The sequence below is a fragment of the Citrobacter sp. 172116965 genome (genome assembly GCF_013458095.1).
In the GTDB taxonomy this organism is placed as follows: domain Bacteria; phylum Pseudomonadota; class Gammaproteobacteria; order Enterobacterales; family Enterobacteriaceae; genus Citrobacter; species Citrobacter braakii.
Genome location: NZ_CP046673.1, coordinates 1,585,740 through 1,601,628, shown reverse-complemented (window position 1 = coordinate 1,601,628; position 15,889 = coordinate 1,585,740). Strand labels below are relative to the sequence as shown.

The window sequence follows — 15,889 nt, the reverse complement described above, 5'->3', positions numbered from 1 at the left end:
GCGTCTGACGTCTTATCCGGCCAACGCGAGTAGTGTCGTCTGTAGACTGATAAGCAAAGGACATCAGGCAATCTTATAAATCGCAGATAGCAAAAAGGCGCCTTTAGGGCGCCTTTTTACACTGGTGGGGCGTGCAGGATGACTCGCTTCGCTTGCCCTTCGGGCCGTCGCCGTGAACGGCTCCGTTGTCTCACTGCGTTCGACCCGAACCTGCTGCAGGTTCGAATCTTATAAATCGCAGATAGCAAAAAGGCGCCTTTAGAGCGCCTTTTTACACTGGTGGGGCGTGCAGGATTCGAACCTGCGACCAATTGATTAAAAGTCAACTGCTCTACCAACTGAGCTAACGCCCCCGTATGGGGTTTACTGCTTCAATTATTCAGGATGGTGGGTCGTGCAGGATTCGAACCTGCGACCAATTGATTAAAAGTCAACTGCTCTACCAACTGAGCTAACGACCCGCTCGGATGTCACCTGAAAAATTCTTTACTCGACACCAATATAAGAATTGGTGGGGCGTGCAGGATGACTCGACTTCGTCTCGCCCTAACGGGCCGTTGCTAAAGCAACGTTATCCTTCACGTTTAACACCTAAGTACAATGTTAAAGTTGGTGGGGCGTGCAGGATTCGAACCTGCGACCAATTGATTAAAAGTCAACTGCTCTACCAACTGAGCTAACGCCCCGAGTGGTGGGTGATGACGGGATCGAACCGCCGACCCCCTCCTTGTAAGGGAGGTGCTCTCCCAGCTGAGCTAATCACCCGATACTACGCTGGATACTGCATTAAGTGGTGGGGCGTGCAGGATTCGAACCTGCGACCAATTGATTAAAAGTCAACTGCTCTACCAACTGAGCTAACGCCCCACTTTTTTCGCCGCTTTCGGGCTGTTTGATATCCCTTGGCAACGGCGGCATATATTACTGATTTCAGATTTTAGCGCAACAAAAATTTCGATGTAAATAACTCAACTGCTTAGGAATCACACGACACGACCAGAAATAACACGATTTCTGGTCGCATGGTGGTCATTACATCGCGCCAAGGCGTTTTTGCGCTTGTTTCGCGCCATCAGTGCCAGGATATTTAGTGATAACCTGCTGATAAACCGCTTTAGCTTTTGCTGTGTCACCTTTGTCCTGCATGATGACGCCGACTTTATACATCGCGTCTGCAGCCTTAGGTGATTTTGGGAAGTTTTTAACTACCGAAGCAAAATAGAACGCAGCATCATCTTTTTTACCCTTGTTGTAATTCAACTGACCCAGCCAGTAATTCGCATTGGGCAGGTAAGTAGAGTCCGGGTACTTTTTGATGAAGTTCTGAAATGCTTCAATTGCGTCATCCTGGCGGGATTTATCCTGCACCAGAGCAATCGCTGCATTGTAATCGGTATTCGCATCGCCAGTTTGCACGGGAGCCCCTGACGTTGCTGCTGCTCCCGCATCAGGTGCAGGGGTTGCCGCCCCACTCTGATCGCCACCTGTAGACTGTGCCGCAGGCGCACTACCGCTGCCAAGATTATTCATTTGCAGCAATATCTGCTTCTGTCGCTCAACAACCTGATTCAGTTGATATTGATTTTCCTGAATTTGACCACGCAGGGAATCGATATCGGACTGATTATCGGAGAGTTGTTGCTGGAGTTGGGTTAAAAGCTGACTGTGAGCGTTAGAAATACGCTCGAGTTGAGTGACACGGTCTTCGACCGAGCCTGAGCCGACACTACTGATTGGCGCCTGTGCAAAAGCGGCCCAAGGGGCCGCTATGCCAACCAGTAACGACAGACTCAACAGGTGATGTCTGAAGTTACTGCTCATGCAATTCTCTTAGTAAACCAGTACGGCGCGACGGTTTTTGGCGTAAGCCGCTTCGTCATGACCCAGTACTGCAGGTTTTTCTTTACCGTAAGAAACGATGGAGATCTGGTCAGCAGAAACGCCTTTACCCTGCAGGTACATCTTAACGGCGTTCGCACGACGCTCACCCAGGGAGATGTTGTACTCAGGAGTACCACGTTCGTCCGCATGACCTTCTACGGTGACTTTGTAAGACGGGTTGCTACGCAGGAAGTTAGCGTGAGCATCCAGCATTGCAGCGAAGTCAGAACGGATATCGTACTTGTCCAGATCGAAGTAAACGATGTTGTTCTGCTGCAGCTGTTGCATCTGAAGACGCGCTTGCTCTTCAGAAGACATGTTGCCGCTGCCGTTTGCATCCATACCAGTGCCGGCACCCAGCATGCCTTCGCTGCCGTCATTGCTGGCGTTCTTGTTAGAAGAACACGCTGCAATAGCCATAACAGGCAGAGCAATCATCAGCCCTTTCAGCACTTTGTTCAGTTGCATTTCAATGATTCCTTTATTAATCAATTATTTATTATCACAGATACGGCGACCAGGCAGGGAATTTAACCTGACCATCAGTTGCCGGAAGACGCGCTTTGAAACGCCCATCTGTAGAAACCAAATTCAGCACGGATCCCATCCCCTGAGAAGAGCTGTAGATTACCATAGTGCCGTTAGGTGCCAGACTTGGCGTTTCATCCAGGAACGTTGACGACAGGACTTGTACGCCACCCGCTACCAGATCTTGTTTGGCAATGTGCTGCTGACCATTGGCTGAGCTTACCATTACCATAAACTTACCGTCGCTGCTCACATCCGCATCCTGGTTTTGCGAACCTTCCCAGGTAATACGCTGCGGAGCACCGCCGTTGACGTTAACTTTATATACCTGCGGACGACCGGCCTGGTCAGAGGTAAAGGCCAGGTTTTGGCTGTCCGGGAACCAGGTAGGTTCCGTGTTGTTGCTGCGACCATCCGTCACCTGACGGATCTGACCGGAACCAATGTCCATGACATACAGGTTCAGGCTACCGGTTTTAGACAGGGCAAACGCCAGTTTGCTGCCATCCGGAGAAAACGCAGGTGCACCGTTGTGACGTGGGAACGACGCTACCTGACGAACCGCGCCATTAGACAACGTCTGAATAACCAGCGCAGAACGACCGCTTTCGAAAGTGACGTATGCCAGTTTCGAACCGTCCGGAGACCATGCCGGAGACATCAGCGGCTGCGGAGAACGGTGTACCACGAACTGGTTGTAGCCATCGTAGTCGGATACACGTAATTCGTACGGGAACTGGCCGCCGTTCGTCTGAACAACATAAGCGATACGGGTACGGAATGCACCTTTAATACCGGTCAGTTTTTCAAACACTTCGTCACTTGCAGTATGGCCCGCGTAACGCAACCACTGCTTGTTCACTTTATAGGTGTTCTGTGCCAGTACGGTACCCGGTGCGCCACCGGTATCTACCAGTTGATAAGCAACGCTGTAGGAACCATCAGGATTTGGCGTAACCTGACCTACTACCACGGCATCAATACCCAGCGCAGACCATGCGGCAGGTTGAACTTCCTGTGCGGTACCCGGCTGCTGCGGCAGGCGAGAACGGTCTAACGGATTAAATTTACCGCTGTTACGCAGGTCAGCGCCTACGATACCACCGATATCTTCAGGTGCAGCACCCGGCCCTGCCCACTGGAAGGGGACAACACCAATCGGGCGTGCCGAGTCCACCCCCTGGGTGATCTCGATACGTACTTCTGCGTGCAGCACCGCTGCCCACAGCATCAGAAAACCAAATGCTACTCGTAATGCCTGCTTCATCATATCTCCCTTATCTGGACGGAAAGCCCACGATAATTTAGCAGAATGTTAACAAACTCAAATACACAAAACTACCAGAACACTGTCTCAACCTTAGACCGTTTCCCCTGAATTCTCAGGGACGTTATTACAGTTTAAAGTCCAGCTTGGCATCTTTTACTTTTTCATAAACAGCCTGGCTAGGCGGTTTAGGAATTCTGGCTGTTTTCGCAGCCGTCAGCGCAGCCTGACACAATGCCGGATCTCCGCCCTCTTCGGTCACATCCAGTAACAGACCATCGGGTGCTAACTTGATATGTAATACGCAAGATTTACCCGCATACAAATCGGCACCATACAGACGGCTCTGGATCGCATTACGAATTTGAGATGCGTAAGCACTGATATCAGCGCCAGATGCACCGCCATTTGCACCACTTGTACCACTATCTTTCGCCGGTTGACCGTTTCCTTTCGCTCCACCACCTGATTTCGGTGCATTCTTACCGGAGCTTAAGTCACCCAACAAGTCGTCAACGCCAGAGGCTGCAGCTGCTTTTTCGGCCGCAGCCTTTTTCGCAGCCGCCGCTTTATCTGCCGCAGCTTTCTTATCGGCAGCGGCTTTCTCGGCTGCAGCTTTTTTATCTGCTGCTGCTTTTTCCGCTGCGGCTTTCTTATCAGCCGCAGCCTTTTCAGCAGCGGCAGCTTTCGCGGCAGCGGCTTTTTCTGCTTTCTCCGCAGCAGCTTTCTCGGCTGCTGCTTGCTTAGCGGCTTCAGCCTGAGCTTTCTTCGCAGCGTCTGCGGCAGCCTTAGCAGCTTGTGCTTCGGCAATTTTCTTCGCATCAGCGGCGGCTTTAGCGGCTTCAGCCTCTGCTTTTTTCTGTGCGTCCGCAGCGGCTTTCTTCGCGGCATCTGCCGCTTGTTTCGCCTGAGCATCAGCTTTGGCCTTCGCGTCTGCAGCAGCCTTCGCCGCAGCTTCTTCAGCCTGTTTCTGTTGCTCTTGCGCTTTCGCGGCGGCGGCTTCGGCCTGTTTCTGCTGTTCCGCCTGTTCGCGCACTTTTTCTTGCGCGGCTAAACGTTCTTTTTCAAGTTGCTTCAGTCGCTCTTGCTCGGCCGCCTGCTTCTCGCGAAGTTCCTCAGCTTGCTGCTGCGCCTGTTTTTCACGCTGCTCTTCTGCACGTTTAGCACTTGCCTGCTGTTGCTGTTGCCTGTCGTACTGTTGCACAACGGCGCCAGGATCGACCATAACGGCGTCGATGGACGAACCGCCACCGCCGCCGGCTGAAGCATCAATGTGCTCATCGAACGAACTCCAGATCAGCGCTGCAAATAAAATGACATGCAGCACCGCTGAAATAATTATCGCCCTTTTGAGCTTGTCGTTTTGTTCGGTTGCCTTTGACACTCTCGGTTCCCAAAAAACTGTTCGCCTGTTACGCGCTATCTTTCAAGCCAGCAAAACGCAGTCATCAGATTGGCTGCGTCATCAAGCCAACCGATTTTACGCCTGCACTGTGTAACAAGTTCAGCGCTTTAATTATTTCATCATAAGGCACGTCTTTCGCACCACCGATTAAAAAGACCGTTTTCGGATTGGTCTGCAGGCGACTTTTCGCTTCCGCGATAACCTGCTCCGGCGGCAGTTGATCCATACGATCTTTCTCAACGACCACGCTGTATTGCCCTATCCCGGAAACTTCAATAATGACCGGCGGTTCGTCGTTACTGCTGACAGCTTGCGATTCGGTCGCATCCGGCAGGTCGACTTCCACACTCTGCGTAATAATCGGCGCGGTTGCCATAAAGATCAGCAACAGCACCAGTAGTACGTCGAGCAGCGGTACAATATTGATTTCGGACTTGAGTTCGCGACGACCTCGTCCACGCGTTCTGGCCATGGCTTACCCCTTGTTGCTCTCGCTAACGGTAAACGCCTGGCGGTGCAGAATCGCGGTGAACTCTTCCATAAAGTTGTCGTAATTCAGTTCCAGCTTGTTCACGCGCTGATTCAGTCGGTTGTAAGCCATAACCGCCGGGATTGCCGCAAACAGACCGATAGCCGTTGCAATCAACGCTTCCGCGATACCCGGTGCGACCATTTGCAGCGTTGCCTGTTTTACCGCGCCTAACGCGATAAATGCGTGCATGATCCCCCAAACGGTACCGAACAGACCGATATACGGGCTGATGGAGCCGACGGTGCCGAGGAATGGAATATGCGTTTCCAGCGTTTCCAGTTCACGGTTCATCGAGATACGCATCGCACGGGATGCCCCCTCAACGACCGCTTCCGGCGCATGACTATTCGCTCGATGCAGACGCGCAAACTCTTTGAATCCGCTGTAGAAAATTTGTTCCGAGCCCACCAGGTTATCACGACGCCCCTGGCTTTCCTGATACAGGCGCGACAATTCAATGCCGGACCAGAACTTGTCTTCAAATGCTTCGGCTTCACGTGAAGCCGCATTAAGAATACGGGTCCGCTGGATAATAATGGCCCAGGATGCGATTGAGAAACCAATCAAAATCAACATGATAAGTTTAACCAGAAGGCTTGCCTTCAGGAACAAATCAAGGATATTCATGTCAGTCACTGCTTAAACTCCGCGACAATAGACTTGGGAAGCGCACGAGGCTTCATTTTGAGTGGATCAACGCAAACAATCAGAACTTCGGCTTCATTCAGCACGGTGTTCTCTGCGTTGACAATGCGTTGCGTGAAAACCAATGAGGTGCCACGCATTGACGTAATTTCGGTTTGGACTTCGAGCATATCGTCGAGCCGGGCAGGCGCAAAATACTCCAGCGTCATCTTGCGCACCACAAAGGCTACACGTTCGGCCAACAGGACCTGCTGACTGAAGTGATGATGACGCAGCATTTCTGTGCGTGCTCTTTCGTAAAAAGCGACGTAGCTGGCGTGGTAAACCACTCCACCGGCATCGGTGTCTTCATAGTAGACACGAACCGGCCATCGAAACATATACTTGTTCATTCTTACTGCCTCTTTGTTGGCTTCGCCCACTCACACCGGTCGCTTAACTTTGTAAGCGCCTGGTGACTCGCGTTCTTGCCGCCGCGATGCTTCAAGAATGTCGTTGTATATCGCGCTGTATTCACTTTACATCCCGGTAATGCAATTAAGTTGCGTCCTGATGGTCCAGTGTCGCCACCGCACACAACTCCAGGGCACAACCTTAGGTTAATGCTTTCAAACTTCGCTACTATACGCGCGGGAATGGTGGTTTGGAATGGGGGAAAGTAAACGGAGAGTAAAAATTTATGGGCTTATGCAAGCCCATAAATATTTAAGGATGTTTCTTATTCAAAAGAAGAAGAAAATCAGACCAACAACCAGGACGATATCTGCGATTAGCGGGCAGAAAATGCCCTGCCAGTGTACGGCGCGAGGACGAAAACCAACGCCGTGAATGATGCCTGCGCAGACCGCCCACATCAGCAGGAGACCATGCCAGATTTCCAGCTCACTGGTTTTGGCCGCGAAACGTGACGGATCCCAGAATATGCAACCAGCCAACACGATTGCCAGCACAAAGGAAAGCGCCCGCAAGGGGCGCTTGTCCATCGCGTTATACTGCATCGCGATAATGTTGGTCATCAGCTATCTTCTTGTCCGGCTTTGCCTGATTCAACGTGCTCAAGCGCCAGCGCTGTGATTATCCCAAATGCACAGGCAAGAAGCGTTCCCAAAATCCATGCGAAATACCACATTTTAAGCTCCTTACTTAGTACAGAGAGTGGGTGTTGCTTTCAATATCTTCTTTGGTGATGCGACCGAACATCTTCCAGTAACACCAGCCGGTGTACAGCAGAATGATCGGAACGAACACACAAGCTACATACGTCATCAGATTCAGCGTCAGCTGGCTGGACGTTGCATCCCACATGGTCAGACTTGCGTTCATCATGGTGCTGGATGGCATCACAAACGGGAACATTGCGATACCAGCCGTCAGGATGATGCAGGCTAACGTCAGTGAAGAGAAGACGAACGCCCATGCCCCTTTCTCCATACGAGAAGTCAGGATGGTCAACAGCGGCAGAACCACGCCCAGTGCAGGAACCAGCCACAGGATAGGTGCATTGTTAAAGTTCACCATCCATGCGCCAGCCACGCGAGCCACTTCTTTGGTCAGCGGGTTAGAGGCGGCATGATGATCCAGTGCTGAGGTCACAACATAACCGTCAATACCGTAAATCACCCACACACCAGCCAGCGCGAAGCAGACCATAGTGACCAGTGCGGCAACCTGCGACGTTGCACGCGCACGCAGATGCAGTTCACCTACCGTACGCATCTGCAGATAGGTCGCGCCCTGGGTGATGATCATCCCAACACTCACGACACCCGCCAGCAGACCAAACGGATTCAGCAACTGGAAAAAGTTACCGGTGTAGTACAAACGCATGTAGTCGTCTACGTGGAACGGAACCCCTTGCAGCAGGTTGCCGAACGCCACGCCAATAACCAACGGTGGAACGAAGCTACCAATGAAGATGCCCCAGTCCCACATGTTGCGCCAGCGCATGTCTTCAATCTTGGAGCGGTAATCAAAACCGACCGGACGGAAGAACAAAGACGCCAGTACCAGGATCATCGCCACATAGAAACCGGAGAACGCAGCGGCATACACCATCGGCCAGGCAGCGAACAGTGCGCCACCCGCGGTGATGAGCCAAACCTGGTTACCGTCCCAGTGCGGGGCGATGGAGTTAATCATAATTCGACGCTCGGTATCATTACGACCGAGGAAACGGGTGAGCATGCCCACCCCCATGTCGAAGCCATCAGTGACCGCGAAACCAATCAGCAGAATGCCAACCAGCAGCCACCAGATAAAACGCAATACTTCATAATCGATCATTTGACGACTCCTGTCTTAGCGTGCCGGCTGAGAAGTCACAGTGGACTGCTCGTAGTGATAACGACCGGTTTTCAGGCTACTCGGCCCAAGGCGTGCGAACTTAAACATCAGATACAGTTCAGCCACCAGGAACAGGGTATACAGGCCGCAAATCAACAGCATCGAGAAGATGAGGTCGCCAGCGGTCAGCGAAGAGTTCGCTACGGCTGTTGGTAACACTTCACCAATCGCCCACGGTTGGCGGCCGTACTCTGCAACAAACCAACCGGATTCAATGGCAATCCACGGTAGAGGAATCGCATACAGCGCGGTGCGCAGCAGCCATTTTTTCTCACCGATACGGTTACGAATCACGGTCCAGAAGGACACTGCGATGATTGCCAGCATCAGAATGCCGCACGCCACCATAATACGGAAAGCGAAGTACAGCGGCGCAACGCGAGGAATAGAATCTTTCGTTGCCTGCTGAATTTGCGCTTCGGTCGCGTCGGTGACGTTATCCGTATAGCGTTTCAGCAGCAGACCATAACCCAGGTCTTTCTTCATGCTGTTGAACTGGTCGCGAACGGCCTGATCGGTAGTACCCGCACGCAGTTCTTCCAGCAGTTGATACGCCTTCATCCCGTTACGGATGCGCTCTTCGTGCTGCACCATCAGGTCTTTCAGACCAATGACCGGTGTATCAACAGAGCGGGTGGCAATGATGCCCAGCGCATAAGGAATTTGAATCGCAAAATGGTTTTCCTGCGCATCCTGGTCCGGAATACCGAACAGGGTAAAGGAAGCCGGTGCAGGCTGCGTTTCCCATTCTGCTTCAATAGCAGCGAGTTTGGTTTTCTGCACGTCGCCCATTTCGTAACCGGATTCATCACCCAGAACGATAACAGACAGAATAGCAGCCATACCAAAGCTGGCGGCGATTGCAAAAGAACGTTTAGCAAACGCGAAGTCACGACCGCGCAGCATATAGTAGGAGCTGATCCCCAGAACGAACATCGCGCCACAAACATAACCAGATGCCACAGTGTGAACAAATTTCACCTGTGCTACCGGGTTGAGCACCAGTTCAGAGAAGCTCAGCATCTCCATGCGCATGGTTTCAAAGTTGAAATCCGCAGCGATTGGGTTTTGCATCCAGCCGTTCGCAACCAGAATCCACAGTGCGGACAGGTTAGAACCCAGGGCCACCAGCCAGGTGACGCACATATGCTGGACTTTACCCAAACGGTCCCAGCCGAAGAAGAACAGACCTACAAAGGTGGATTCGAGGAAGAAGGCCATCAAACCTTCGATCGCCAGCGGCGCACCGAAAATATCCCCTACATAGTGGGAGTAGTAAGACCAGTTAGTCCCGAACTGGAACTCCATGGTCAGACCGGTTGCCACACCCAGAGCGAAGTTGATACCAAACAACTTGCCCCAGAACTTGGTCATATCTTTATAAATCTGTTTGCCGGAAAGGACGTAGACCGTTTCCATGATGGCCAGCAAGAACGCCATACCTAGCGTCAGTGGCACAAACAGGAAGTGGTACATCGCGGTCAAGGCAAACTGTAAGCGCGACAGTTCGACTATATCTAACATCATGACTCCTTGCTCATCGCATGAAGACTCCGAGAGTGAACCCCGTTAGAAAGGGTCACACGCATGCCCCAATACAAATTTATCTGCTTCCCTCCGCCGCTGCTCTTTCTTCTCATTTGAAGAAAGGACAATGATGAAAGGTTACAAACATGTTAATAAAACACTCAAATTGATCCCGCAATTATATTACGCCGTAAAATCCTTACAATAAACAGGTTTTTATCGAGGTAAATTTGCATTTTTCGATAGTGATCAATTTATAGCTAATTTATCACTTTCAGACCAATTTGATCTGCAGCAATTTAACCTCTTTTGAGGCTGTTTACCAAGTTTTAAACATTGATTTAAATCAATTTTCAAATTTAATGTTAATAGTGTTTAACAGTCAGGCGACTAGTGAACGCCATGTTAACGGTATGTTTTTCAATGAGTAATTGCCGTTACTACAAATGATAGGATATTTATTTAAATCTACACGATCTTTTAACCCGCCCGACTGACAAAATTGCCAGCAGATAAAGAGTCACTATTGCTGGGTAGCTCACAGTTTTTTGTTTAGCAAGTCATGGAATTGTTATTTCATACAAATTATTCATTTAAATTTTACTTATAATTAACACCAAGATGTAACTATCTCAAATGGAAGCGAAAGCGTCCCTCATTGACAGACGCATTGGGTTTGACGTTCCTCAGCACAGCGCAGGCGTTTCGCTTAAAGCATCACTGAAAGTTATCACTCACTTCTCTTTTTCTCTTATGTGGCAACGTTTAAATATGCCACAAACAATTCATTATCATTTTTATCTTAAATTTAACAAAATATAATTATGTCATATAAGATTAAAAAATAAAAAACCGTTATCCCGTTCACAAGTTATTTAGTAAAGATAATTTTTTAAATTATAAAAAATGACACATGAATGAGACGCACAACAAAATAAGATTTCGATCACAAACATGGCAAGTCATTTATTCGTCATTTTCCTGGAAAATTAAAAAAATCCGCAAAAACAACATTCAACTACCTAATAAACAAGGATTTTTATAAATAAAAAATATAACAATCATTTTGCGCAGGATATTTTGAAAATAGATCAATTGCTTCCTTTTCCGCTTACACAGAAACTCCGACCCTATTAAGAGGTTGTCACAAACCATGTTCTAAATATTAGAAAATAATTTTCACTTATTGACCATCAGCCCTACAGAGGATTACCCATGAAGAAATCTACACTTGTTATTGGCGTCATCGGTGCTGACTGCCATGCAGTAGGTAATAAAGTTCTGGATCGCGTTTTTACTGCTCATGATTTTCACGTAATCAACCTCGGGGTGATGGTGAGCCAGGATGAATATATTGATGCCGCGATTGAAACAGGCGCCGATGCCATCGTGGTGTCCTCTATCTACGGTCATGGCGACATTGACTGCCTCGGGTTACGTGAGCGCTGCATCGAACGTGGCCTCGGCGACATTCTGCTGTACGTCGGTGGCAACCTGGTAGTTGGTAAACATGACTTCGGCGATGTGGAAGTGAAGTTTAAGGAGATGGGTTTTAACCGCGTCTTCGCACCGAGCCACGACCTGGAAGATGTCTGCGCGCTTATCACCAATGATATTCGCCAACACAATGGCCTCGAGCAGCGTTGCCTGGAAGAGGCTATCTGATGCAAACAGTTTCTGTCGATATCGGCTCGACATGGACCAAGGCTGCCCTCTTCGCCCATGAAGGCGAGGAATTAACCCTGGTAAACCATGTCCTGACCCCAACCACCACACATCATCTGGCAGACGGTTTTTTTGCCAGCCTGAATCAGGTGCTGAACGTTGCCGATGCTCGCCCGTTACTGAAAAGTGGTGAAGTGCAGTTGAAATACTCCTCCTCGGCCAAGGGTGGACTCGCCGTTGCAGCAATGGGGCTGGTGCCTTCCATTACGCTGGAATCAGCAAAAGTTACCGCCCATTCGGCAGGAGCGAAAATCGCGCAATATTATTCGTACAAACTGAACCGGCATGACATCCAAGAGCTGGAATCATCACCGCCAGATATTCTGTTGTTTACCGGCGGTACAGACGGTGGCGAAGAAAGCTACGGCCTGGCGAATGCGCACGCGCTGGCAGGCTCAACGCTTGATTGCGCCATTATCTACGCTGGAAATCGGGACATTCAGGACGAAATACAAACGATTCTGGGACATAAAGATCTGACCACGGTAGACAACATTCTGCCTGACCTCGATCACCCGAATCCGTTTGCCGCGCGCAAGGCGATTTGCGATGTGTTCTTGTCACGCATTGTCAAAGGTAAAGGTCTGGACGTCATCGTCGGCGAAACCGGCGAAGAGCCAATGCCGACGCCATGGACGGTATATGAGTTAGTCAAAGCCATTAGCGATTACGACAGCGCATGGAAGGAATTCATGCTGATTGATATGGGCGGAGCCACCACGGATGTCTATTCGGCCAGCGCGAATACCCTCTCCCCCGATACCGTCCTGCATGGTGTTCCTGAACCGTTCGTCAAACGTACCGTTGAAGGCGACCTGGGAATGCGCGTTTCCGCCGTCGTGGTGGGAGAAAGTACGCAGGATATGGTGAAAGTCATCTTCGCCCAACAACCGCAGCGCGAGGAAGCGTTTTACCGCTACCTGCGTCATCTGGTTGGGCAACCGGATTACCTGCCGCTCAGCGAGGAGGAGAAATATTTCGACACCCTGCTGGCAGGTTTGTGCGTGGGCTATGCCGCTGAGCGCCACGCGGGCACTAAAAAGCAGGTTTGCACCTGCGTGGGTAACGTGGATTTACAGATGGGTCGCGATCTCACCACCGTACGCAAAGTCGTCGGTTCAGGGGGATGGCTCTCTCGCGCCAGTCAGTTCGATATCCATAACTGGCTCAAATACCGGGAGCTGGACGACCAGGGTAAAAGAATTTTGTTACCGAATCAGTTTGAGTATTACCGCGATTCAAATGGCCTGCTCCCGCTACTGGCAAACGTCGCCAGGCTGTACCCGCAAGCCGCTGCTCGCACCAGCATTCAGTGTTTAACCCTATAAAACTTAAGGCAGCTACGAATGGAACTTCGAAATAAAAAATTGACCCATGACGAATTCATGACCGAAAGGCATCAGGTATTACAAACCTGGGAAACCGGCAAAGACGTTGAGAACTTCGAAGATGGCGTGAAGTACCAGCAATCAATTCCGGATAAAAAGCGCTTCTCCCTTGCTCTGCTGAAGGCCGATCAGGAAGGGAAAACCCTGAGCCAGCCGCGCGCAGGCGTAGCATTAATGGATGAGCATATTGCGCTGCTCAAAACATTGCAGGAAGAGTGCGACCTCCTGCCGAGTACGATCGATGCCTATACCCGTCTGAACCGCTATGAAGAAGCCGCCGTCGGGATCCAGAAATCTATCGAAGCAGGTACTTCCAAGCTGAATGGTTTACCGGTCGTCAATCACGGGGTTGCTGCCTGCCGTCGTATGACTGAAGCGCTGGAAAAACCGATCCAGGTTCGTCACGGCACGCCGGATGCGCGCCTGCTGGCAGAAATCGCCATGGCCAGTGGCTTTACCAGCTACGAAGGCGGCGGCATCTCCTACAACATTCCTTACGCTAAACGTGTCACTCTGGAAAAATCCATCCGCGACTGGCAGTACTGCGACCGCCTGATGGGCCTGTACGAAGAGAACGGTATTCGTATCAACCGTGAACCATTTGGCCCACTGACCGGCACCCTGATCCCGCCATTTATGTCCCACTCGGTGGCGATTATCGAAGGTCTGTTGGCTCTGGAACAAGGCGTGAAGTCAATTACCGTTGGCTACGGCCAGGTCGGTAGCCTAACGCAGGATATTGCAGCGATTCAGGCGCTGCGCGAACTTTCCCACGAATATTTCCATAACCACGGCTTCGACGATTACGAACTGAGTACCGTTTTCCACCAGTGGATGGGCGGATTCCCGGAAGATGAAGCAAAAGCCTTCTCCGTTATCGCCTGGGGCGCAGCGGTTGCCGGTATGTCAGGTGCCACCAAAGTGATCACCAAAAGCCCGCACGAAGCGTTCGGTATCCCAACGGCGGCAGCGAACGCCCAGGGTCTGAAAGCTTCACGCCAGATGCTCAACATGGTCAGCGACCAGAAATTCCCGCAGTGCGCTGCCGTGGAGCAGGAAGTTGATCTGATTAAGAGCGAAGTCCGCGCGGTGCTGAAGAAAGTCTTCGAACTGGGCAATGGCGACATTGCGCGCGGTACAGTGCTGGCCTTTGAAGCAGGCGTACTGGATGTACCTTTCGCGCCCGCCGCCTGTAACGCCGGTAAGATCCTGCCTGTTCGCGATAACACAGGCGCCATCCGTATTCTCGAAGCTGGCTCCGTTCCGCTGCCGAAAGACATTCTCGCCCTGCACCACGACTACGTCGCAGAGCGCGCGCATTTCGAAGGCCGCAAGCCTTCTTTCCAGATGGTCATTGATGACATCAACGCCGTATCCCACAGTAAATTAATAGGAAGACCATAATGAAAATTAAACAGGCCCTTTTCACAGCTGGCTACTCCTCATTTTATTTTGACGATCAGCAGGCCATCAAAAACGGCGCCGGTCATGACGGGTTTATCTATACCGGCGCTCCGGTAACGCCTGGATTTACGTCTGTTCGTCAGGCGGGTGAATGCGTATCCGTACAGCTGATTCTGGAAAACGGCGCAGTAGCAGTGGGCGATTGTGCAGCGGTGCAATATTCAGGTGCAGGTGGACGCGATCCGCTGTTCCTGGCTGAAAACTTCATTCCGTTCCTTAACGATCACATCAAACCGCTGCTGGAAGGCCGCGACGTTGATTCGTTCCTGACCAACGCCCGTTTCTTTGACGAACTGCGTATTGACGGCCATCTGCTGCATACCGCCGTACGTTATGGTCTGTCTCAGGCGCTGCTCGACGCGGCGGCACTGGCTACCGGTCGTCTGAAAGCAGAAGTGGTTTGTGATGAATGGCAACTGCCGTGCGTCCCGGAAGCCATTCCATTATTTGGCCAGAGCGGCGACGACCGTTATATCGCCGTCGACAAGATGATCCTCAAAGGTGTGGACGTCCTGCCGCATGCGCTGATCAATAACGTAGAAGAGAAGCTGGGCTTCAAAGGCGAAAAACTGCGTGAGTACGTCCGCTGGTTATCAAACCGCATCCTGAGCCTGCGCACCAACGAAACCTATCACCCGACGCTGCATATTGATGTCTACGGCACCATCGGTCTGATCTTCGATATGGATCCGGTGCGTTGCGCCGAATACATCGCCAGCCTGGAAGCCGAAGCTCAAGGCCTGCCGCTGTACATTGAAGGCCCGGTAGATGCCGGTAACAAGCCGGATCAGATCCGCATGCTCACCGAGATCACTCAGGAGCTCACCCGTCTGGGTTCCGGCGTGAAAATTGTTGCGGATGAATGGTGTAACACCTATCAGGATATCGTGGACTTCACCGACGCGGGCAGTTGCCACATGGTGCAGATCAAGACCCCGGATCTGGGCGGTATTCACAACATCGTCGATGCGGTGCTGTATTGCAACAAACACGGAATGGAAGCCTATCAGGGCGGTACCTGTAACGAAACGGAAATCAGTGCGCGTACCTGCGTACACGTCGCGCTGGCTGCGCGTCCAATGCGCATGCTGATCAAGCCAGGTATGGGTTTCGATGAAGGTCTCAACATCGTGTTTAACGAAATGAACCGCACCATCGCGCTGTTGCAAACTAAGGATTAAGAG

The 15,889-nt window shown here is 51.1% G+C and carries 15 protein-coding genes, 5 tRNA genes and 1 other RNA gene; 4 read left to right on the top strand and 17 right to left on the bottom strand.

The features are described from left to right. Positions 1 to 122: 122 nt before the first annotated feature. From GPJ68_RS07570 to cydA, 17 genes are all read right to left on the bottom strand, one after another. Positions 123 to 248, bottom strand: a non-coding RNA gene (locus tag GPJ68_RS07570) — RtT sRNA. 29 nt (positions 249 to 277) lie between these two features. Continuing rightward, positions 278 to 353 (bottom strand) — tRNA-Lys (locus tag GPJ68_RS07565). A gap of 32 nt (positions 354 to 385) precedes the next feature. Then, positions 386 to 461, bottom strand: a tRNA-Lys gene (locus GPJ68_RS07560). Positions 462 to 610: 149 nt separating this feature from the next. Further along, positions 611 to 686: transfer RNA gene (locus GPJ68_RS07555), tRNA-Lys, on the bottom strand. A gap of 3 nt (positions 687 to 689) precedes the next feature. Beyond that, positions 690 to 765: transfer RNA gene (locus GPJ68_RS07550), tRNA-Val, on the bottom strand. Positions 766 to 791: 26 nt separating this feature from the next. Continuing rightward, positions 792 to 867, bottom strand: a tRNA-Lys gene (locus tag GPJ68_RS07545). 165 nt (positions 868 to 1,032) lie between these two features. Beyond that, on the bottom strand, positions 1,033 to 1,821 hold the full coding sequence (cpoB, locus tag GPJ68_RS07540) for a cell division protein CpoB (protein WP_016156016.1): 789 nt from the start codon (positions 1,819 to 1,821) through the stop codon (positions 1,033 to 1,035). Between the two features lie 9 nt (positions 1,822 to 1,830). Beyond that, positions 1,831 to 2,349 (bottom strand): peptidoglycan-associated lipoprotein Pal, encoded by a 519-nt coding sequence (pal, locus tag GPJ68_RS07535; RefSeq protein WP_003022983.1) that lies wholly within the window; start codon positions 2,347 to 2,349, stop codon positions 1,831 to 1,833. A 34-nt stretch (positions 2,350 to 2,383) separates the two neighbouring features. Beyond that, positions 2,384 to 3,676: a Tol-Pal system beta propeller repeat protein TolB gene (tolB, locus tag GPJ68_RS07530; protein ID WP_003022981.1), complete on the bottom strand. Its 1,293-nt coding sequence runs from the start codon at positions 3,674 to 3,676 to the stop codon at positions 2,384 to 2,386. A 127-nt stretch (positions 3,677 to 3,803) separates the two neighbouring features. Then, positions 3,804 to 5,060 (bottom strand): cell envelope integrity protein TolA, encoded by a 1,257-nt coding sequence (gene tolA, locus GPJ68_RS07525; protein WP_016152313.1) that lies wholly within the window; start codon positions 5,058 to 5,060, stop codon positions 3,804 to 3,806. 64 nt (positions 5,061 to 5,124) lie between these two features. Next, entirely contained in the window at positions 5,125 to 5,553 is a 429-nt protein-coding gene (gene tolR, locus GPJ68_RS07520; protein WP_003022978.1) for a colicin uptake protein TolR, read from the bottom strand. Positions 5,554 to 5,556: 3 nt separating this feature from the next. Next, complete coding sequence (gene tolQ / locus GPJ68_RS07515; RefSeq protein ID WP_016152312.1) at positions 5,557 to 6,249, bottom strand: Tol-Pal system protein TolQ; 693 nt, start codon at positions 6,247 to 6,249, stop codon at positions 5,557 to 5,559. Continuing rightward, positions 6,246 to 6,650: a tol-pal system-associated acyl-CoA thioesterase gene (gene ybgC / locus GPJ68_RS07510; protein WP_003831439.1), complete on the bottom strand. Its 405-nt coding sequence runs from the start codon at positions 6,648 to 6,650 to the stop codon at positions 6,246 to 6,248. The genes tolQ and ybgC overlap by 4 nt, the downstream gene beginning before the upstream one ends. A gap of 330 nt (positions 6,651 to 6,980) precedes the next feature. Next, positions 6,981 to 7,274, bottom strand: coding sequence for a cyd operon protein YbgE (gene ybgE, locus GPJ68_RS07505; RefSeq protein ID WP_016152311.1), 294 nt, complete (start codon positions 7,272 to 7,274; stop codon positions 6,981 to 6,983). Further along, positions 7,274 to 7,387: a cytochrome bd-I oxidase subunit CydX gene (cydX, locus tag GPJ68_RS07500; RefSeq protein ID WP_003022970.1), complete on the bottom strand. Its 114-nt coding sequence runs from the start codon at positions 7,385 to 7,387 to the stop codon at positions 7,274 to 7,276. The genes ybgE and cydX overlap by 1 nt, the downstream gene beginning before the upstream one ends. 14 nt (positions 7,388 to 7,401) lie before the next feature. Next, positions 7,402 to 8,541, bottom strand: a complete 1,140-nt coding sequence (gene cydB, locus GPJ68_RS07495; protein ID WP_016152310.1) for a cytochrome d ubiquinol oxidase subunit II — start codon at positions 8,539 to 8,541, stop codon at positions 7,402 to 7,404. Positions 8,542 to 8,556: 15 nt separating this feature from the next. Further along, entirely contained in the window at positions 8,557 to 10,125 is a 1,569-nt protein-coding gene (cydA, locus tag GPJ68_RS07490; protein ID WP_016152309.1) for a cytochrome ubiquinol oxidase subunit I, read from the bottom strand. Between the two features lie 1,218 nt (positions 10,126 to 11,343). Here cydA and glmS point away from each other — a divergent pair. The 4 genes from glmS to GPJ68_RS07470 are packed head-to-tail and all read left to right on the top strand — an operon-like array spanning position 11,344 to position 15,886. Beyond that, complete coding sequence (gene glmS, locus GPJ68_RS07485) at positions 11,344 to 11,793, top strand: methylaspartate mutase subunit S (RefSeq protein ID WP_016152308.1); 450 nt, start codon at positions 11,344 to 11,346, stop codon at positions 11,791 to 11,793. Next, positions 11,793 to 13,181, top strand: a complete 1,389-nt coding sequence (gene glmL, locus GPJ68_RS07480) for a methylaspartate mutase accessory protein GlmL (protein ID WP_104651684.1) — start codon at positions 11,793 to 11,795, stop codon at positions 13,179 to 13,181. Before glmS ends, glmL begins: the two co-directional genes overlap by 1 nt. A gap of 18 nt (positions 13,182 to 13,199) precedes the next feature. Further along, positions 13,200 to 14,645, top strand: a complete 1,446-nt coding sequence (locus tag GPJ68_RS07475; protein ID WP_016152306.1) for a methylaspartate mutase subunit E — start codon at positions 13,200 to 13,202, stop codon at positions 14,643 to 14,645. Next, complete coding sequence (locus GPJ68_RS07470) at positions 14,645 to 15,886, top strand: methylaspartate ammonia-lyase (protein WP_016152305.1); 1,242 nt, start codon at positions 14,645 to 14,647, stop codon at positions 15,884 to 15,886. The genes GPJ68_RS07475 and GPJ68_RS07470 overlap by 1 nt, the downstream gene beginning before the upstream one ends. Positions 15,887 to 15,889: the final 3 nt, after the last annotated feature.